Origin of the sequence: Margalitia sp. FSL K6-0131, assembly GCF_038008735.1 — a bacterium.
Taxonomy (GTDB): domain Bacteria; phylum Bacillota; class Bacilli; order Bacillales; family Bacillaceae_C; genus Margalitia; species Margalitia shackletonii.
Genome location: NZ_JBBOZS010000001.1, coordinates 1,779,762 through 1,800,621 on the forward strand (window position 1 = coordinate 1,779,762; position 20,860 = coordinate 1,800,621).

A 20,860-nucleotide genomic window follows, 5' to 3' on the forward strand; every position below is an offset into this window, starting at 1 on the left:
GAGAGGGAGGAAAAACACAAAATGCAAACGCTAACAATCGGAGATATAACGTTAAAATGGTTGAATGGCGGTATAACCCATTTAGATGGAGGGGCAATGTTCGGAGTCGTACCAAAGCCGTTATGGTCGAAAAAATATCCAGTCAATGAAAAAAATCAAATACCCTTATTGACCGATCCAATATTTTTGCAGGTAAATGGAAAAAATATTTTAATAGAATCTGGAATTGGATTTGGGAAATTATCAGAGAAACAAAAACGAAATTTTGGAGTTACAGAAGAATCAAAATTAGAGGAATCATTATTGGAATTAGGAATTACTCCAGAAGATATCGATATTATATGCATGACGCATTTGCATTTCGATCATGCTTGTGGGTTAACTAAGCCAGTTAATGATGGATTTGTTTCCGTCTTCCCAAATGCCGTTATCTATTCTTCCCAAATAGAATGGGATGAAATGAGAAATCCAAATATACGTTCAAAAAGTACATATTGGAAAGAAAACTGGGAAGCTATCGAATCACAAGTTGTTACTTTTGAGAAAGAACTGTTAATTGAAGGAGCACTTCGAATGGTCCATACTGGAGGACATAGCGATGGCCATTCCATTATATTAATAGAAAGTAAAGGCGAAAAAGCCATTCATATGGCGGATATCATGCCGACACATGCACATCAGAATCCACTATGGGTTTTAGCATATGATGATTATCCAATGACTTCTATTTTTGCAAAAGAAAAATGGATTGCACAAGCGATTGAGGACGGGGCTTGGTTTATTTTTTATCATGATGCTGTTTACCGCGCATTAAAGTGGGACGGAGAAGGAAAGCTTATAGATGCTGTAAAATGTGAACGTTAAGCAAAAGGAAAGGAGTGTCCGAATAAAATTACTTACAAAGACACTCCTTCATTATTAATATGTATTTTTTACGAAATAGGATATACATCTAAGACACTGCCTGTAGATGCATCGGCAATAAATTCATATTGCTTTCTTTCCCCATTTTGACTTGTTGTGATTCCGCCTCGGTATACTTTTGTCTTAACGGCATATTTAGTATAATCTTCCTTGGTCATTTGTATCCAGGAACCATTAATTGGTCCTTCTTCTTTAAAAGCTTTTTTCACATTTGCTAGAACGGTTTCACTAGATAGAGAAGTGTTCTTTTTTACTGCTTCATTTAATAAGTATCCACTAATTGCTCCTACAAGCGCTCCGGCAATAAAGGACTTCCAGGTCATGAATTTAAACCTCCTGTCTTATCGAAGGCTCTTTTCTTAAACCTTGTTGCTTATGTATATGAAATTCTAAGTAACAACCTTATTGAGGTTAAAATGAATAAACTTGGTAAGGAAAGATGCCCCAAAACAAAGTCTACTTAGGATTTTTAACCATTGACGTAAAGCAACAATTATTGCGAAAACAACCTATCTTAATTTAAGTATAACATGTTTAACAAATCGTAACATTTAAAAAATAAAATGATTTTTCTTGTAATATATTGCCCAATTTTTTACTATAGAGAAAGCGGGGTGAGGATACGGTATGAAAAAGTGGAATGAGTTTGTTTTTTATATTATTGCAGTTGCATTTTTAACCATCAAAACAATACTTGTTTATTTTTGCGAATTTGATTTGCGCGGCAAGTCTATGATGGAAATGCTGTTGTTGTTTTTAAATCCTATCGGCTCCGTTGCGTTATTCTTAGGAATCAGCTTTTTCTTTTCGAAAAAAATAAGAATCGTTTGTATGCTAATCGTATACACAGTATTAACAGGCATCCTTTTTGGAAACATTCTTTATTATCGATTTTACATAGATTATGTAACAGTGCCTGTTCTCTTTCAATTTCAAAATGTTGGTGGATTAAGTCAAAGCACTGTTGAATTGTTAAGATGGACGGACCCGTTACTGGTTGTTGATATAATATTTCTTATTTTTGCAGCAATAAAATTGGTTGATAAATCGAAATTCGTATCAAAAAAACAACATCGTGCTTCACTTGCTATTAGCATTATGTTGATTCTGGCAGTATTAGTCGGCGGGGAGGTTGAAGATCCAAACCTTTTTAAGAAAACATATGACAGGGAATTGCTTGTCAAAACAATCGGAACTTTCAACTACCATGTATATGATATTCTCTTTAATTCAAAAATGCTAGTACAATCAGCATTTGCTGAAAGCAACGATATTCATAAGGTAGAAAGCTATCTAAAAAAAGAAAATGCCCCAAGTCTTTCTAAATCTAGCTACCATGGACAGGCACAAGGAAAAAATTTAATTTTAATATCATTAGAATCAACTCAGCAGTTCGTCCTTAATCGGAAAATAAACGGGGAAGAAATTACACCATTTCTAAATAAATTAATAAAAGAAAGTTATTATTTTCCAAACTTCTACCATCAAACAGCTCAAGGCAAAACATCAGATGCTGAATTTATGATAGACAATGGGCTGTATCCATTATCCGGAGGCTCTGTTTTTGTAAGAAGGCCGCATAATGATTACTATGCACTCCCCGCAATTTTAAAGGAGCAAGGCTATATTAGTACCGTATTTCATAGTAATGATGAATCGTTTTGGAATAGGGGAAATATGTATCAAACATTAGGTTATGATCGTTTTTTTTCCAAAAAGGATTACCAGGTTACGGAAGAAAACTCAGTAAATTACGGATTGAAAGATATTCCGTTTTTTAAGCAGTCTATCCCATATTTAAAAAAACTGCCACAGCCGTTTTATGCAAAGTTTTTAACGTTAACAAATCATTTTCCTTTTTTGCTTCATAATGAAGATGATCGTTTCTTAAATATTGATGAAAATAATGCAGATTTGGTTCATCGCTATTTTGCTACCGTCCGGTATGAGGATGAAGCAATAAAACAATTTTTCGATTTACTAAAAAAAGAAGGCATATATAATAATTCCGTTATTGTTTTATATGGCGATCATTATGGCATATCGAGAAGCTACGATAAGGAACTTGAAGAGGTATTAGGAAAGAAAATTTCGCTTACGGATCAATTAGATCTTCAAAAAGTACCATTCATTATTCATATCCCAGGAGTAAAAGGGAAACAAATAAATACATTAGGCGGAGAAATCGATATAAGGCAAACGATTCTTGATATTATGGGAATTGTGCCAAAGAAAGAGGAAGTAGACTTTGGCAGAAGCTTGTTCTCATCTGATAGGAAAAATCTTGTTGTTTTCCGTGATGGCAGCTTCGTAACAAATAAATTTGCCTATTTGGATGATGGTTGCTATGATAAATCGGTAGGTAATAAGGTTAAAAGAAATCTTTGTACCCCATATTTAGACAAAGTGCAGAATGAATTAATGTATTCCGATAATGTTATCTTTGGAGATTTACTCCGTTTTTTGGAAAGTGACGGAATTATTATTAAAAACCCTTCATCAAAAGAATAATAAGTTCAGACACTAAACTGGCGATCAGTAAGAAAGTTCTGTAAAATGAAGGGGGTACATATTAGTTTTTTTTGTAAAGGGGTATGAACAATGGAAAATGAGACGCTGGAACTTTTTAGAACCTTGACAGAATTACCTGGGGCACCAGGAAATGAACATCAGGTAAGAAAATTTATGCGTGAACAATTATCCAAATATGCGGAAGAGGTTGTGCAAGATGGCCTTGGCGGTATTTTTGGGGTGAAACGCGGTAGTCAAAATGGACCTACTGTTATGGTTGCTGGTCATATGGATGAAGTAGGCTTTATGGTTACTTCGATCACGGATAATGGAATGATTCGTTTTCAAACCCTTGGTGGCTGGTGGAGTCAAGTATTACTTGCCCAACGTGTCCAAATTATTACAGATAATGGTCCAATTATTGGGGTTATTGGTTCTATCCCTCCACATCTACTTGATGATAGCCAACGCAATAAACCAATGGATATCAAAAATATGCTAATTGATATCGGTGCAGATGACCGCGAGGATGCTAAAAGAATTGGGATCAAACCAGGTCAGCAGATTGTCCCAATCTGCCCGTTTACTGTTATGGCAAATGAAAAGAAAATATTAGCAAAAGCATGGGATAATCGTTACGGATGCGGATTATCCATTGAATTATTAAAGGAACTCCAAGGAGAATCTATTCCGAATATTCTTTATTCCGGAGCTAACGTTCAAGAAGAAGTTGGTCTTCGTGGAGCACAGGCTGCGGCAAATATGATTAAACCTGATATCTTCTTTGCTCTAGATGCGAGCCCTGCCAATGATATGTCTGGCGATAAAAATGAATTTGGTCAGCTTGGGAAAGGAACTTTATTACGCATATTCGACCGTTCGATGGTAACCCATAAAGGAATGCGTGAATTTGTTCTTGATACAGCGGAAAGCAATAACATCCCTTACCAATATTTTGTATCGCAAGGCGGGACAGATGCAGGACGAGTTCATACTTCCAATGAAGGAGTGCCTAGTGCCGTTGTCGGAATTTGTTCTCGTTATATCCATACACATGCATCTATTATCCATGTTGATGATTATGCAGCTGCAAAGGCGCTGCTCGTGAAGCTTGTAAAAGCATGTGATAAGTCTACGGTTGAAGCAATTCGGGCAAAATAGGATAAACTGATGAGGGGCATAGAGCTCCTCTCTTTTTTATACTTGTCATAAAAAGACTCAACATTCAAGGAAATCATCAAAGACTGTAAGGAGAGATCATATGTTAGTTGCAATTGGCTCAAAAAATCCTGCGAAAATACATGCGGTCGAACTTGCTTTCAAAGAAATGAATATCGAAGTGGAAGTTCAACCAATGGATGTTCCTTCGGGAGTTAGTGAACAGCCTTTTTCAGACGAAGAAACCATAAAAGGTGCCGTACAGAGGGCAGAAAACTGTTTAAATAAGAAGGAGATTGATATCGCTATCGGACTTGAGGGCGGCGTTGCCGAATCTGAATTCGGGTTAAGTGTCTGCAATTGGGGAGCTTTAGTGGAAAAAGGTAAATCTCCTATTATTGCAGGTGGGGCAAGAATCATCCTTCCCAATGAAATAACATCCCGTTTACGCTCCGGGGAGGAGCTAGGTCCAGTAATGGATGATTATGCTAATAAGAAAAACATCCGCAAAAAAGAAGGAGCCATCGGAGTATTTACGAATGGATTAGTTACGCGAGAAGAGATGTTCATACATGTAATGAAATTATTGATTGGTCAATATCAATACAGAGCTTTAATGGAGAGTTAAAAATCTTCTCCCTTGTAAAGTTTTATTTAAAAAAGTTAAAATAGTAATAGATACTCGGGTAGTATAGGGGGAACATACTATTTTACGGAAAATAACGATGGGAATGCTTTTGGTTTTCGTAATTGCCCTAATTTCAGGATGCAGCACCTCCATAAAGGAACAACAAAAGGAAGCAGTTAAAAATGTAAATGAAGCTTTTTCAAATCAACCGAAAGCAGCCAAAAAATCAACAAAACATTTAAAGCTATATCTTCCTTTTGGAATGGCGATTCAAAAAGATTCTCCAAATAATGTGATTATGAAAAGAGGTAATCAAAACTATCTTTTATTTTATAATCAAAAGGTGGATAAAAAAGGCAAGGAAGTGTACAAAATTTCTAAGCCTAATAAAGGAATTCTTCTGGATAAGAATTTCACCTCAAAGGAGAAATTTGGATATTTATTTGTTTCTAAAGTTAAAAAAAATCTTTATGAGGTGACTGTTGGAATTGGCGGCATAAAAATGACCACGGAAACAGATATGAAAAATATAGCAAGCGACGCAGAAAAAATGATGAAAATCGTTTCTTCAGTGAAATATAGAAAATAAAAGTTAAGGAGGAAATACTATGGAAAAATTAACATCTGTTGAGCAATTTCATGAACTAACAAAGAAAGGAAAACATATATTTATGTTTTCAGCGGATTGGTGCCCGGATTGCCGTTTTATAGAACCAGTGTTACCTGAGTTGGAAGAAGAATTTTCTGATTATACTTTTGTTTATGTTGATCGTGATCAATTCATTGATCTCTGCGGGGAATTAAGCATATTTGGAATCCCAAGCTTTCTTGCTTACCAAGATGGCAAAGAGCTAGGACGTTTTGTAAGTAAAGACCGTAAAACAAAAGAAGAAATCGAAAATTTCATTAACGGTCTTAAATAATGTAAAATAAGCCTCTGTCTTTTAGATAGAGGTTTTTTCATGTAAAATGAGTTAATAAAATGTTTACCCAAAAGGATGATAGATCGTGAAGATGGATACGAAAAAAATGAAAAAAGAACTGGAAAAAAGATTACAAAAAGATAATCGTAGTATTCACTATGATCGTGAAAAAGAAACGATTCGGTTTGAAAATAAAGAAACTGGCAAGGGCATTACGGTATCCTTATCGAGTGCTGTATCAAAATGGCATGAGGAAAAGGAAAAGGCAATAGATGAAGTTGTCTATTATGTAGAAGAAGCATTGGGAGTAATGGGAACGGAACAAAAAATTTCTGGTAATGAAAAGAAAATATTTCCGGTTATTCGTTCTACCTCTTTTCCACAAGAATCATCAGATGGAAATACGTTTATAACAGATGACCATACAGCTGAAACCCGTATTTATTATGCATTAGATTTAGGCAATACATATAGGCTTGTGGATGAAGAATTATTAAAAAAAGAAGGCTGGGATCAAGAGAAAATTCGCGAAATGGCCCAATTTAATCTTCGATCATTATCAACAGAAATGAAAAAAGATACAGTAGCAGGAAATGATTATTATTTCTTAAATACAAATGATGGTTATGATGCAAGCAGAATTTTAAATGAAAAATTTTTAAAGGAAATGTCGGAGAAGATAGAAGGAGATATGGCAGTTTCTGTTCCCCATCAGGATGTCCTTATCATTTGTGATCTCCGCAATGAGACTGGATATGATATTTTAGCACAAATGTCAATGAGCTTCTTTACGAATGGACATGTTCCCATTACAGCATTGTCATTTATTTATGAAAATGGAGAATTGGAGCCAATTTTTATTATGGCAAAAAATCGGAAAAAATAAAAAGGCCAGCTAATGCTGGCCTTACCTTTAACGATTATTTGGGAAAACTCTATTTACCGCACTGCTGATTTGGTCATATAATCCTTTAACAGGATGTCCTTTTCTTAGCTCATTACCAAAATCAGTTACTCGGTTGTAAAAATCTGGGTTTGTTGTTACATATACATTATCAATGGTGTTGTCCGCTTTTTTGACCTCACGGGCTATTTTATTTTCAAATGTTTTTGGCAGTTCACCTCTGGAACGGTTGTTCAGCATTACTGCCACATATGCATTATTTCCCGTAACAAGAACATTGGCTCTGCGAACTTCTTTTAAATTAGATACACGGTCTGCCGCTTCTTTTGCAATTCTGTAGTTGCTACGGTTGTTGTAATTTCTGTTATAGTTAACATCTGTTCCAAGATTGTTATCTCGGTTAACTCCAAAAGTATTATCTCGGTTAACATCAAGATTATTATCGCGGTCACGGTAGTTAACATTTGCCCCAGGACCTAGGTTATCTGTATAACTTACTCGGTCCATGTTGTTAGTGTTTGGATTATAACGAACCGGGCTTACATTACTTTTTCCCCTATCGGCATTATTATTGGCACATCCCAATAATAATCCTGAAGCAAGACCAAGTGTTAGTACTGTCTTAACGATTTTCAACGTTATCGCCTCCTTATTTCGTTAATCCCTATTAATTTTCCATACACTATTGAATTTCATTCTGCTAATTATTGTTAGCCGAGACAGGCTTATGTACTTATTTTGCCATTAACAAAGAAAATCCCTCGAAATTTCAACATATCCTTGTATAATGAATAATATAGGAATTTTAATTGCTTAAATTTCCTCTGTACTCGTTTTAGGAAATGATAAAAAATTTAACCCTGTGGATAACTTTTCAAAAAAATAGTCTGCGTCTAGCCAAAGCAGCCGTCGGCTAGCGGATTTCTCCGTCTCCTTCCTACGATAAGTCAACATTATTTTGTGAACTTCCTCACTGTGTTCCTTTATCTCAATCGAACACTACGAAATCCGTGCGTTGGAGCTGGGGAGTTTGTGCCTTTGTTTTGAAACAGGTTGAACAATAGAAAGAGTGATAAAATGAGTTGGATAAAAAATCTAATGAAAATATTTGGATCAAATGAAAGTGAAGAATATGACGAATTTGAAAATCAAGAATTAAAACGACATGAACATATAAACGGACAAATGGAAACAAAGGTTACATATCAATATCCAAAAGGAAATTTCCGATTTCCGTTACAGGTAGAAGATAAAAGGAACGCATCTATTAGGACAAGCACTTCAAAAATAAATAATAAAGATCAGTATCAAGATCAAGATCAAAAACAACATCAAAAACCAATTTCGAAAAGTCGTCCATTTACGGGGAAAACAACGGAGAATAAATATAACAGCTCTGTGGAAACTTCCGTATCTTCTGACCAACGTGAAAGGATTCAGACTAAAATCAAGCCGAAAATAAAGCAGCCATTTCGGCCAACAGAAATTCCTTCGCCCGTATATGGATTTAATCGACCACCAAAAAGAAACAAAGAAAAAAACAGTAATCTGTTTAACGATTTAAACAATGAGGAAAGTAAAGATATACAATCTTATAAGGATTTCGAAAATGAAACGATGCGACCAACGGCGGTTATGGAAGTATCGGAAAATAATATGGTGAAACAGGATAACGTTAATGATCATCAGTTAAAAAGAGACGAACAGCAAAAGTTGCAAAATTGGTTAGAAACAGAAGCTCCACTCCAAGCAGAGCAACAGAAACTGGAAGAAGAAAAACTGTCAATTTCTAATCAAAATGAATTGGCAGAGAAAGATCAATTGTTTCAACAGGAGCAAGAATCGGAAGAAGTAGCATTAAACTCAGATGCAAATGAACCGGAAGTGGAAGAACCGCTACAAGAGGAGCAAGAATCAGAAGAAGTAGCATTAAATTCTGATGCAAATGAACCGGAAGTGGAAGAACCGCTACAAGAGGAGCAAGAATCAGAAGAAGTAGCATTACATTCAGATGCAAATGAACCGGAAGTGGAAGAACCGCTACAAGAGGAGCAAGAATCGGAAGAAGTAGTAGCATTAAATTCTGATGCAAATCAACTAGAAGTAGAAGAACAATCACTGCAAGAGGAGCAAGAGTCGGAAGAAGAAATAGTATTACATTCAGATTCAAATGAATCTAAGGTAGAAGAACAATCACTGCAAGAGGAGCAAGAGTCGGAAGAAGAAGTAGTATTACATTCAGATGCAAATGAATCTGAGGTAGAAGAACAATCACTGCAAGAGGAGCAAGAATCGGAAGAAGAAGTAGCATTAAATTCTGATGCAAATCAACTAGAAGTAGAAGAACAATCACTGCAAGAGGAGCAAGAATCGGAAGAAGTAGCATTAAATTCAGATGCAAAAGAACCGGAAGTGGAAGAACCTCTGCAAGAGGAGCAAGAATTGGAAGAAGAAGTAGCATTAAATTCTGATGCAAATCAACCAGAAGTAGAAGAACAATCACTGCAAGAGGAGCAAGAGTCGGAAGAAGAAGTAGCATTATATCCTGATGCAGATGAATCAGACGTGGAAGAAACAAATCCTGAATTAAATGAAGAGCCAGTTCGCTCTCATATACCATTTAACGTTATCATGCTGAAAAAAGACCGCGAAAATTTAGCTAAAAAGCAAATGGCAGTCGAAATTCCGATGGCAAATCCTGAAATTGCAGCTGCCGTAGACACGGAAGTATATGAAACCGAAGAATATATAGAAGAGGATTATGTTTTTCCATCCCTGCAGTTGTTAAATCCCCCTATCCAGCAAGATATGGATAAGGAGTGGCTTAAAAGTCAAAGTGAACTACTGGATGAGACATTATTGAGTTTTAATGTTCGGGCAAAAGTTGTAAATGTAAGTCAAGGTCCATCCGTAACAAGGTTTGAGGTTCAGCCTGAACCCGGAGTTAAGGTAAATAAAATAACCAATTTAAGTGACGATATTAAACTAAGTCTTGCTGCAAGAGATATTCGAATGGAAGCGCCTATTCCAGGTAAACATACGATTGGAATTGAACTTCCTAATGCGAAAAGCAGACCAGTATATATTAGTGAAATTATTTCCAGCGAAATATTTCAACAAAGTGAGTCACCTCTCACTGCTGCACTTGGATTAGATATTTCAGGAAACCCGGTTATAACTGATTTAAGAAAAATGCCGCACGGTTTAATTGCAGGAGCAACAGGATCAGGAAAAAGTGTTTGTATCAATTCTATTCTTGTCAGTCTGTTGTATAAATCAACTCCTGATGAATTAAAGTTGTTAATGATAGATCCGAAAATGGTGGAGCTTGCGCCATATAATTATATTCCGCATTTAGTGAGTCCAGTTATAACAGATGTCAAAGCAGCAACCGCAGCACTTAAATGGGCTGTAGAAGAGATGGAGAGAAGATATGAACTATTTGCGCATACAGGTGTCAGGGAAATCGGGCGGTATAATGAGATGGCCGAAGAAAATAGGCAATTTAATCAAAAGCTGCCTTTTATCGTCATTGTTATTGATGAATTAGCGGATTTAATGATGATGGCTCCTGCTGACGTGGAGGAAGCTATCTGCCGTATTGCCCAGAAAGCTAGGGCATGTGGCATTCACTTGATCATTGCAACCCAACGTCCATCTGTTGATGTCATAACTGGATTAATCAAAGCCAATGTTCCAACCAGAATCGCCTTTTCTGTATCCTCACAAGTCGATTCCAGAACGATTATCGACATAAGTGGTGCAGAGAAGCTGTTGGGAAGGGGTGATATGCTCTTTTTAGGTAATGGCACTTCCAAGCCTGTACGCCTTCAAGGAACATATGTCTCAGATGAGGAAATTGATCAGGTGGTGGCACATGTACGTGCAGAAAGGAAACCGGATTATTTATTTGAACAGGAAGAACTTCTTAAAAAAGCCATCATCCAAGAGGAAGAAGATGAAATCTTTCAAGATGTATGTGAATTTGTAATGGAACAAGGAGCAGCATCTACATCCCTTATTCAAAGGAACTTTAGAATTGGCTATAATCGTGCGGCACGTTTAATTGAAATGATGGAGCAGCAAGGAATTATATCGGAGGCAAAAGGCAGCAAACCTAGGGATATATTAGTTTCACGTGAAGAATTAAATATTCTCATTGGAACAGAAGATACAAATTAAAAGTAGTTTTAGGAGGAGCTTATTATAAAGGATAAGCTCCCATACTTTTTATGTAGATGAATGAAAAATTTGGATTATAAGATAATATCTTCATAAAATTGGGAAAGATATCTTATATAACTCCTCCTAAGATACCATAGTCACCCATAATAAAAAGTGCTATAATTATTAAGTATGTTTTTTGATGAACAAGGACATTACGATTCATTTTGAATTACATAACCGTTAGAAAATTGCAAGTTTTTTCTTCGCAAAAAATAGTCTTTGTCATATACTGCATACATATAGACATTGTTGGAGGTTCTATTATGACTGTATACCATTTCGTAGGCATCAAGGGTTCCGGAATGAGTTCTTTAGCACAAATACTTCACGATATGGGTTATGAAGTGCAAGGATCAGATGTTGAAAAATATTTTTTTACCCAGAAAGCCTTAGAAGACTCAGGTATAAAAATATTGCCCTTCCAGCGTGAAAATATTCAACCTGGTATGACGGTAATAGCAGGTAATGCTTTTCCTGATACACATGAAGAAATTGAAGAAGCCTTTAATAAGGGTATTCCAGTTATTCGCTACCATAAATTTTTAGGGGAATTTATGCAGCGATTTACGAGTATAGCCGTTACTGGTGCGCATGGAAAAACGGGGACGACTGGCTTATTGGCACATGTCATGAAAAATGTAAGGCCAACTTCCTATCTGATCGGCGACGGTACAGGTAGTGGTGTAAAGAATGCAGAGTACTTTGTATTTGAAGCCTGTGAATATAGAAGACATTTTCTATCCTACTTTCCTGATTATGCCATTATGACCAATATTGATTTTGATCATCCTGATTATTTTGCTAATATTGATGATGTATTTTCAGCATTTCAGGAGTTAGCATTACAAGTCAAAAAAGGAATATTTGCGTATGGGGATGATGAACAGCTGCAAAAAATTCAGGCAAAAGTTCCTGTCCTTTTTTACGGATTTGAAGAAGAGAATGATTTTCAAGCAAGAAATATTGTAAAAGAAACAACTGGGACAAAGTTTGATGTTCATGTAAGAAATAATTACTATGCAACATTCGAAATTCCTTTCTTTGGTGATCATAATGTGTTGAACGCCTTATCCGTCATTGCAATATGCCATTATGAAGGAATTGAAACAGAAGCTATTCAAAAGCATATTAAGTCTTTCCAAGGAGTAAAACGTCGCTTTACGGAAAAACAGATTGGATCGCAGATAATTATTGATGACTATGCTCATCATCCAACCGAGATAAGAGCGACTGTTGATGCAGCACGACAAAAATATCCCGATCGTAATATTGTTGCTGTATTTCAACCACATACCTTTACCAGAACACAAACATTTTTAAATGAATTTGCGGAAAGCTTAAGCCAAGCGGATGATGTTTTCTTATGTGAGATTTTTGGATCTGCAAGAGAAAATCATGGTAAATTATCAATTAAAGATTTACAAGAAAAAATTGACAGATCTGAAATCCTTTCAGAAGAAGATACTTCACCATTATTACATCTCGACAATAGTGTTATTCTATTTATGGGTGCCGGAGATATTCAAAAGTTCCAAAAAGCATATGAGAATTTATTGCAATCTAAATAATTTCTTGAAAAAGGACTGCTTGAGATAGCAGTCCTTTTTCTTATCATTATTTTAGATTTTCAGGATTCAAGCATTCCAATTCTGGTATTACAAATAGTCCGTCTTTTCGAATCATCACATCATCAAAATAAATTTCCCCGCCGCCATATTCTGGTCGTTGGATTAGAACCATATCCCAATGAATATTAGAGTTATTTCCATTTGGTGCTACATCATAGCATTGACCTGGAGTGAAGTGAATACTGCCGGCGATTTTTTCATCGAACAATATGTCTTGCATAGGGTGAAGGATATATGGATTAACACCGATTGCAAACTCACCAACATATCTAGCACCTTCATCCGTATCGAAAATCTTGTTAATTCTTTCAGTATCATTGGACGAGGCTTCAACAATTTTTCCATCTTTAAATGTTAGCTTCACGTTTTCGAAAGTAAAACCTTGGTAAGGGGATGGAGTATTGTAGGTAAGAGTCCCGTTAACGGAATTTCGTACCGGAGCTGTGTAAACCTCTCCATCTGGTATGTTAAGGTGGCCGGCACACTTAATTGCCGGAATATCCTTAATGGAAAAAGTTAAATCTGTACCCGGACTTACCAGTCTTACTTTATCCGTTTTGTTCATTAATTCCACTAATGAATCCATTGCTTTGTCCATCTTACTGTAATCCAAATTACATACATCGAAATAAAAGTCTTCGAAGCTTTCCGTACTCATTTTTGCCAGCTGTGCCATTGAAGAGTTTGGATAACGAAGAACGACCCATTTTGTATTCGGCACCCGAATTTCTCTATGTACTTTTTTACCAACCGTATTTCCTTCGATTTTCATTTTCTCATCAGGTACATCTGCGTGTTCATTGATGTTATCACCAGAACGAAGGCCAATATATGCATCCATGTTCTGCATAACATTTGCTTCAAATTCAGCCTTCATCTCAAATTGTTCTTGTACTGCTCCCATTAAAAGGGCACGATCAACCTGTTGATCCTTTAATGAAACAAAAGGATAGCCACCTGCTGCATAAGCCTCTTTTACAAGTGCTACTACTAATTCACGCTGTAATCCGAAATTCTCAATTAACACTTTTTCTCCGGGCTGTAATTGAACGGAATAATTAATTAGATTTTTAGCCAGTTTTTCAATACGTGGATCTTTCATGTTGTATTCCTCCAGTAAAAAGTTTACGTACTATTATATTGTAACCCAAATGAATAGATCCTGTTTAATAAAAAAGTCTAAATAATTTAATATTTGGCGAAAGAACACGAATATGAGAAAATAAAAGAAAAAAGACATCTCAAATTAGGACGTATGTTAAAGAAAAAAAGAAACGAGATGAAAGTTTAGGTAGTCCATAATTGGGGAATTGTTTAGTTAACTGGAGGTTTGCAGATGATTATTATTCTTTATTTAAGTGTTGCATTAATAGCGGTGGCATTTTTAGTTCTTGTCATCAGTCTTACAAAAACCTTAAAATCCATGAAAATAACATTGGATAGGGTCTCTAAGACAATGGAAGACTTGGAAGGTCAAATGCAAGGAATAACAACGGAATCTACATTATTATTACATAAGACGAATGAATTAGCTGAAGACATTCAGAGAAAATCGGAAAAATTAAATAGTGTTGTAAATGCTGTTCAAGATATTGGATCCACTATTAAGGAATTCAACGGATCTATTAGAAAAGTATCATCAAGTCTTTCTACACAAGTTGTCAATAATCAGGATAAAATCGCACAGGTTTTACAATGGGGCTCGGTAATAAAAGAATTAAGAGATAAATGGATGGAAAGAAAAGAAAGCAAAAAAGAGCCGGTTACTTTTGATGAACAAGCAGATGTAGAACTTAGAGAGGTTAAAAGAGTAAGAAGCGAATAGGAGGAATAGTAATGGAGAAAACAGAAATGAATCGAAGCGACGCTCGTGAAAAATTAGATACAAAGACTTTTATAGTAGGTGCAATTATTGGAGGTGTAGTTGGTGCTGCTACCGCATTATTACTTACTCCAAAATCAGGAAAAGAAATTCGCAGTGATTTAACAGGACAAGTGGATACCTTGAAAAATAAAAGTAATCAGCTTAAAACGATTGCCTCTGAAAAAAGCACTGAACTTATCGCCGCAACTAAGGAAAAGTCCGCTCGATTGCGTGATTTAACGATGGAAAAAGGAAGTAATTTAGCAGAAACAGTGAAAGAAAAGTCCAAAATTATAACAGAAAACGTAACGAAGAAGTAGAGGCTTTTTAATAGAAAAGAAACCAGCAGAGCGGATGCTTCTGCTGGTTTTTATTTCAGCGAAATACTGGGTCCCATACAATTTCTAATTTATCTCCGTCTATGACAGTTTCGTAGAAAGTCGTTTCTTCTCCATTTTTTAATAGATGAAATTTCCCTGAGCTCTCCTTCGGTATATCGATTTCTACATATCGGAATAAATCTTGGAATATAAAAGGTTCCATCTCCATTTCTTTCATTTCAATCACATCACCGTGTGAAAGTATATCTGATTCAGATAGTTTTACTTCATTTCTATACCATTCTATTCTTGATTTCTTCATCGTAATTTTTTTACCATTAAAGAAAACATTTATTTGATAGTAGAGTGGTATGTTTTTTATGTCTGCAAGATGTTTAATCGTGCTAAGTTTACTGGAAACTACTTGAACATGATCGTTATCATGAAATGACTGTGAAAGCTTTGCAGGGTTATCATTTAATAATAATTTACTTGAAAAAGCAAGCAAGAATGTTTCCTTGCCATTTAACCGAATTCTAAATGGCTGTAAATCAGTAAGCAGCTTATCCTGCTTCGTTGTCTTCAGCAGCTCCTCAATTGTATTAGGAAAATGAATCTCTAGTTCATCTCGATCTTTCAGTAATGTATCCGTAGTCACGATTTCACCATTCATTTTAATTAAGGTTGTTATTTCATATTTTTTCCCGTTAATAAATGTAACTTTAGATGGGATATCGTCCAGCATCTGACCGATCGTGATTTGTGGTGATTGCCCATCCATTCCTTTTACAGCAATTATTTCGTCACCATTTTGCACAGGCTCATCCAACCCGCATTCCACACCATTTTTTTTAATAATGGGTGGAAGTCCATGATCACCAGGTAATGTAATTTGTTGACCATTTATTTGAACAATAATGGCCATGCCAGGCTTTCCATGTAATGAACTCACTTTTGTGCCAGATGCTAATAAACAGTCCCCAATGGTAAGCTGCTTTACCTCGAATAAACGGACAGGCTGATCGTTCACGTAGACGGTAACATAATGAACGGGAGTAAGATCCGCTGCTATGGCAATTCCAATTGGTGTAATAAATTCCGGTCCCATTGGGATTTTCTCAGAAAAGCGCAAGCCCTGAATGGCGCTAGAATCACGAATCGCAACACGATTTTCAGGAAGTTGCAGGCATTCGGCTATTTTTTTCGGCAAATCAGGGGTAAGGCTTCCCCCTCCCACAAGCATGACAGCTTTTGGCGATTTTCCGTTATTTAATTGCAAAATTTCGGTCGAGATTGCATCTGCCAGGCGATCGATCGCGTATTCTATTTGTTTTACGACATTAGCTTTATCCATTGCTGTTTCAAATCCTAATATATCTTGCACAATAATGGATTCATTTTCTAAGAGGTCCCTTTTTGCTTTTTCGGCAAGAGGAAAATCAAGAAGTAATTGATCGCTAATTGCTTCTGTAATTTCGTCCCCAGCTATTGGCACCATACCGTATGCGGTAACCGTTCCTAATTCCGTTAAAGCAATATCGGAAGTACCTGCGCCAATATCTACCAACGCGACATTTAGTCGCCTCATAGATGATGGAATGAGTACATTAATAGCTGCAATTGGTTCCAGAGTCAGTGCATCCATTTCCAGTTCTGCACGATGAAGGGCAGCTATCAAAGACTCTACGACAACCCTTGGAAGGAAAGTAGCGATAATTTCAACAGAAGCTTCATCACCTTGCTGGTCTATAAGATTACCAATCTCTTCGCCATCTAATTGGTACTGGAAAACAGAATAGCCAACACAATAATAATTTTTGCTTTTTTCTATTGAATTTTTTTCTGCAGCTATTGCTTGTGCATGTTGTACGGCACTTAATTCAAGATGCAAAACATCTTCCTTTGTTATTACCCGCTTTCCTTTAATTGATACAGACACACTTGCCTTTTCTGTTTTTAAAGCACGGCCGGCAGCAGCTACACAAACTTTTGTTAAAGGTCCGTGTTTTTTTTCCATTTCTTCTTTAACTTCTTTAATGATTTTGGAAACGGCTACGACATCATGAATTTGTCCGTCTAACATAGCCCTTTCAACATGTTCTTTTACAAATATATCGGAGACATTGTATTGTTTGTTTTCTTCTTCTAAAATAATTCCAACCACTGAACGTGTACCAATGTCTAATGCAAATATCTTCTTTTTTTCGTCCAAGATGATACACCTTCTTATATAGAATTCAAAAAGCACTTTAATACTTAAAAGCGTTTAATTGTTAAAGAAATTTTTAGTGACATTTTTACAACAATGGATTATAATGATTCCTAATATATGTTTATGGTTAATGTTTTTTCTATCTAAAATGTAACATATAGACCGAATTTTTTAAACAAAATTGAAAATTGTCTCGATGTGACATTTTAGATACAAACAAAAGGGGAGGGGTTACAAGATCTCCTAGCAAAATGACAATTGTAAAAAGCTTCACAAGGCAATTTTCTATATGAATTTGCTAATATCGTGTGATGAAAAGAAAGGGTGTAGGAAGTGGGAAATCAAGAGCTTAATGATTTACGTAAACAGGTGGAAGATGTAAATTTAAGACTATTAGAGTTAATTAATGAAAGAGGACGATTAGTTCAGGAAATTGGACGAGTTAAAGAAACTCAAGGTGTAAATCGCTTCGATCCGGTTCGTGAACGAGATATGTTGAATATTATTAAAGAATATAATGATGGTCCATTTGAAAATGCGACCGTTGAACATATTTTTAAAGAAATTTTTAAAGCCGGATTAGATCTTCAACAAGAGAATCATCAAAAAGCATTGTTGGTTTCACGTAAAAAACAGCCAGAAAATACAATTGTTACATTAAAGGGAGAAACGATTGGGGACGGAAAGCCGCATTTTGTTTTTGGCCCGTGTGCGGTTGAATCTTATGAGCAAGTTGCCGAAGTGGCGAAAGCGGTTAGGGCAAAAGGTCTTAAGCTATTAAGGGGAGGGGCATATAAACCACGTACTTCACCATATGATTTCCAAGGTTTAGGACTTGAAGGGTTAAAAATTTTAAAGCAAATAGCAGATGAATTTGATTTGGCTGTGATCAGTGAAATCGTAACCCCAACAGATATCGAAAAGGCTGTGGAATACATTGATGTGATCCAAATAGGGGCTCGAAACATGCAAAATTTCGAATTGCTTAAAGCTGCAGGTGCAATCAATAAACCAGTATTATTAAAAAGAGGACTTGCTGCAACCATAGATGAGTTTATCAATGCAGCTGAATATATTATGTCGCAAGGGAACGGGCAAATTATTCTTTGCGAACGCGGTATACGTACTTATGAAAGAGCAACACGAAATACATTAGACATAACAGCAGTGCCGATTTTAAAACAAGAAACACATCTGCCTGTTTTTGTTGATGTGACTCATTCTACCGGAAGAAGAGATTTGCTTCTGCCGGCGGCAAAAGCAGCGTTGGCAATTGGAGCGGATGGTGTAATGGCAGAGGTTCATCCTGATCCAGCGGTTGCCCTTTCTGATGCGGCACAGCAAATGGACATACAACAATTTGATAAATTTTATCAAGAGTTGCTAGCTTCACAACCAGTAAGAGTATAACCCCCGGATATCCGAGGGTTTTTCCTTTTTAAAAAATTATAAATACTAGCTTGAGTTTGTCAAAATTGTGTAATTCGTTGCAGTATAGGCACTTGTGTCGTATGATTATTCTAAGCTTAGTTTTTTCATACATACTTTTTTGGTAAAAATAAGAGAAATGGAAAATACTAATAAAAATAGAATATAGAAGTTGTAAAATTGGAGTGAAGAAAAAAATGAATATTACGATATACGATGTTGCAAGAGAAGCAAATGTTTCAATGGCAACCGTTTCAAGGGTTGTGAATGGAAATCCTAACGTAAAACCGGCAACTAGAAAAAAAGTAATGGAAGTAATCGAAAGACTTGGATACCGTCCTAACGCGGTAGCCCGTGGATTAGCAAGTAAGAAAACAACAACAGTTGGAGTTATTATACCGGATATATCTAATATCTTTTTTGCAGAACTGGCTCGGGGTATAGAAGATATTGCAACCATGTATAAATATAATATTATCTTAAGCAACTCCGATCAAAATAAAGAAAAGGAACTGCATTTACTCAATACGATGCTTGGAAAACAAGTAGACGGTATCGTGTTTATGGGCGGAAATATAACAGAAGAACATGTTGTGGAATTTGAACGCTCACCTGTCCCAATTGTATTGGCAGGTTCCATTGAACCGTTCAATAAGATTCCATCTGTAAATATTGATTATAAGCAGTCTGCGTATGATGCCATTACTGAATTTATTAATAGAGGGCATAAAAACATAGCTCTTTTAATAGGTCCATTACATGATCCTATTAACAAGGAATTAAAGCTTGAGGGGTATAAAGAGGCACTTCAAAATGCAGGCATTCCTTATAATGAAGAACTTGTTATTGAAGGTGATTATACCTATGATTCCGGTATTGAAGCATGGCAAAAATTAAGTGAACAACAATCAAAGCCAACAGCTATTTTTGCCGGAAATGACGAAATGGCACTCGGAGTTGTACATGGGGCGCAGGATGATGGTATCGTCATCCCTGAGCAGTTGGAGGTTATCACTTCCGATAATACCAGATTAGCTTTAATGGTTCGTCCACAGCTTACATCAGTAGTTCAGCCATTGTATGATATTGGAGCAGTTGCAATGAGACTTTTAACAAAATATATGAACAAAGAGAAAGTAACCGAAAATATTGTTATTTTGCCACATAGAATTGAACATCGCAGTTCAACAAAAGAATAAGAAAGCGTCTGTACTTGATAATTAATTTTTGTTATAAAAAATCAATACTTTCTTATCTCTAAAGAAAGGGTTCCCAGAAGTAATTACATTCTACCGCTTCTGGAAAACCCTTTTATTTTCTATTGAAATAAAAATTGTTATGGAACTAGAAAATACATGCATTAACTAGTTTAACAACAACAAGTAAAAAAAAGAATCATACTTATTGTTTTTTTACCATTTGATACATATACATATTTCTGTTAACCTGTTATTATATGAGTAAATTCACGTATATATAGTTGTAAGTATATTACTTTTTGATGTTTGCATGAATTCTAAAAGGATGGTAATTAAATGGAAAAAAACACAAAAAAGGAAGTATATTCATGGATTAAATCAATATTATTTGCAGCAATCATTGTTTTTGTTTGCAGATATTTTATTTTTGTGCCATCCGTCGTGGTGGGACAATCCATGATGCCGAATCTTCAAGATGGTAATAGAATTATTGTTAGTAAATTAAGTAAAATTGAGCGATTTGATGAGATTGTCTTTCATGCTCCAGATGCAGATGAGGATTATGTGAAAAGAGTTATCGGACTGCCTGGAGACAAGGTAGAAATGAAGAATGATGAACTGTATATCAACGGAAAAAAATACGATGAACCATATTTGAAACAATATAAATCTGCTTTACCGCCAATGCAAAAGCTGACGGGAGATTTTTCTTTGCAAGACCCGCCGACGAACGCAAAAGTAGTTCCAAAAGGTTATTTATTCGTGCTAGGGGATAACAGAAAAATAAGTAAGGATAGTCGGATATTTGGATTTGTTCCTATGAAATCGGTAGTGGGAAAAGTGAAGATTCGTTTTTGGCCATTAAACGAGATTAATGTATTTAAATAAACCGTTAAAACAAGACCTAAAAGGTCTTGTTTTTTATTGGTGCGCC

The 20,860-nt window shown here is 35.8% G+C and carries 18 protein-coding genes; 14 read left to right on the forward strand and 4 right to left on the reverse strand.

From position 1 onward, the window contains the following. Positions 1-21: 21 nt before the first annotated feature. On the forward strand, positions 22-864 hold the full coding sequence (locus NSQ59_RS08660; RefSeq protein ID WP_340830704.1) for a YtnP family quorum-quenching lactonase: 843 nt from the start codon (positions 22-24) through the stop codon (positions 862-864). Between the two features lie 68 nt (positions 865-932). On the opposite strand, the gene NSQ59_RS08665 is transcribed toward NSQ59_RS08660, so the two are convergent. Continuing rightward, the gene (locus NSQ59_RS08665) at positions 933-1,247 is read right to left on the reverse strand and encodes a PepSY domain-containing protein (RefSeq protein WP_055738992.1); all 315 of its coding nucleotides are present in this window, start codon (positions 1,245-1,247) and stop codon (positions 933-935) included. Positions 1,248-1,551: 304 nt separating this feature from the next. Here NSQ59_RS08665 and NSQ59_RS08670 point away from each other — a divergent pair, with 304 nt between their 5' ends. The 6 genes from NSQ59_RS08670 (at position 1,552) to NSQ59_RS08695 (ending at position 7,030) form a co-directional block, all read left to right on the forward strand. Continuing rightward, positions 1,552-3,435, forward strand: coding sequence for an LTA synthase family protein (locus NSQ59_RS08670; RefSeq protein WP_340830708.1), 1,884 nt, complete (start codon positions 1,552-1,554; stop codon positions 3,433-3,435). Positions 3,436-3,525: 90 nt separating this feature from the next. Continuing rightward, positions 3,526-4,596 carry a M42 family metallopeptidase gene (locus tag NSQ59_RS08675; protein ID WP_126648181.1) on the forward strand — a complete coding sequence of 357 codons (1,071 nt, stop codon included), beginning with the start codon at positions 3,526-3,528 and terminating at the stop codon, positions 4,594-4,596. Positions 4,597-4,696: 100 nt separating this feature from the next. After that, complete coding sequence (locus tag NSQ59_RS08680; protein ID WP_126648182.1) at positions 4,697-5,221, forward strand: DUF84 family protein; 525 nt, start codon at positions 4,697-4,699, stop codon at positions 5,219-5,221. A 97-nt stretch (positions 5,222-5,318) separates the two neighbouring features. Beyond that, positions 5,319-5,810: a hypothetical protein gene (locus NSQ59_RS08685; protein WP_055738996.1), complete on the forward strand. Its 492-nt coding sequence runs from the start codon at positions 5,319-5,321 to the stop codon at positions 5,808-5,810. Positions 5,811-5,829: 19 nt separating this feature from the next. Beyond that, complete coding sequence (locus NSQ59_RS08690) at positions 5,830-6,144, forward strand: thioredoxin family protein (RefSeq protein ID WP_055738997.1); 315 nt, start codon at positions 5,830-5,832, stop codon at positions 6,142-6,144. Positions 6,145-6,235: 91 nt separating this feature from the next. After that, positions 6,236-7,030, forward strand: coding sequence for a DUF1444 domain-containing protein (locus NSQ59_RS08695; RefSeq protein WP_055741166.1), 795 nt, complete (start codon positions 6,236-6,238; stop codon positions 7,028-7,030). A gap of 27 nt (positions 7,031-7,057) precedes the next feature. On the opposite strand, the gene NSQ59_RS08700 is transcribed toward NSQ59_RS08695, so the two are convergent. Then, positions 7,058-7,684 carry a YhcN/YlaJ family sporulation lipoprotein gene (locus NSQ59_RS08700; RefSeq protein WP_055738998.1) on the reverse strand — a complete coding sequence of 209 codons (627 nt, stop codon included), beginning with the start codon at positions 7,682-7,684 and terminating at the stop codon, positions 7,058-7,060. 441 nt (positions 7,685-8,125) lie between these two features. Between NSQ59_RS08700 and NSQ59_RS08705 the strand changes: the two genes are divergently transcribed. Next, on the forward strand, positions 8,126-11,230 hold the full coding sequence (locus NSQ59_RS08705) for a DNA translocase FtsK (RefSeq protein WP_340830716.1): 3,105 nt from the start codon (positions 8,126-8,128) through the stop codon (positions 11,228-11,230). A gap of 308 nt (positions 11,231-11,538) precedes the next feature. After that, positions 11,539-12,843 (forward strand): UDP-N-acetylmuramate--L-alanine ligase, encoded by a 1,305-nt coding sequence (gene murC, locus NSQ59_RS08710; RefSeq protein WP_055739000.1) that lies wholly within the window; start codon positions 11,539-11,541, stop codon positions 12,841-12,843. 46 nt (positions 12,844-12,889) lie between these two features. Here murC and NSQ59_RS08715 read toward each other — a convergent pair whose 3' ends face one another. Next, positions 12,890-14,005, reverse strand: coding sequence for an aminopeptidase (locus NSQ59_RS08715; RefSeq protein WP_340830720.1), 1,116 nt, complete (start codon positions 14,003-14,005; stop codon positions 12,890-12,892). Positions 14,006-14,239: 234 nt separating this feature from the next. Between NSQ59_RS08715 and NSQ59_RS08720 the strand changes: the two genes are divergently transcribed. Together NSQ59_RS08720 and NSQ59_RS08725 are read left to right on the forward strand one after the other, a co-directional pair. Next, positions 14,240-14,728, forward strand: a complete 489-nt coding sequence (locus NSQ59_RS08720; RefSeq protein ID WP_055739002.1) for a DUF948 domain-containing protein — start codon at positions 14,240-14,242, stop codon at positions 14,726-14,728. An 11-nt stretch (positions 14,729-14,739) separates the two neighbouring features. Beyond that, the gene (locus NSQ59_RS08725) at positions 14,740-15,087 is read left to right on the forward strand and encodes a YtxH domain-containing protein (RefSeq protein ID WP_083489249.1); all 348 of its coding nucleotides are present in this window, start codon (positions 14,740-14,742) and stop codon (positions 15,085-15,087) included. 55 nt (positions 15,088-15,142) lie between these two features. Here the strand turns inward: NSQ59_RS08725 and NSQ59_RS08730 are convergent, their stop codons facing one another. Next, positions 15,143-17,299: a cell division protein FtsA gene (locus NSQ59_RS08730; protein ID WP_055739003.1), complete on the reverse strand. Its 2,157-nt coding sequence runs from the start codon at positions 17,297-17,299 to the stop codon at positions 15,143-15,145. Positions 17,300-17,632: 333 nt separating this feature from the next. Between NSQ59_RS08730 and NSQ59_RS08735 the strand changes: the two genes are divergently transcribed. From NSQ59_RS08735 to lepB, 3 genes are all read left to right on the forward strand, one after another. Continuing rightward, positions 17,633-18,709 carry a bifunctional 3-deoxy-7-phosphoheptulonate synthase/chorismate mutase gene (locus NSQ59_RS08735; protein WP_055739004.1) on the forward strand — a complete coding sequence of 359 codons (1,077 nt, stop codon included), beginning with the start codon at positions 17,633-17,635 and terminating at the stop codon, positions 18,707-18,709. Between the two features lie 215 nt (positions 18,710-18,924). Then, the gene (ccpA, locus tag NSQ59_RS08740; RefSeq protein WP_055739005.1) at positions 18,925-19,926 is read left to right on the forward strand and encodes a catabolite control protein A; all 1,002 of its coding nucleotides are present in this window, start codon (positions 18,925-18,927) and stop codon (positions 19,924-19,926) included. Positions 19,927-20,262: 336 nt separating this feature from the next. Further along, entirely contained in the window at positions 20,263-20,814 is a 552-nt protein-coding gene (lepB, locus tag NSQ59_RS08745; RefSeq protein ID WP_055739006.1) for a signal peptidase I, read from the forward strand. Positions 20,815-20,860 lie beyond the last annotated feature (46 nt).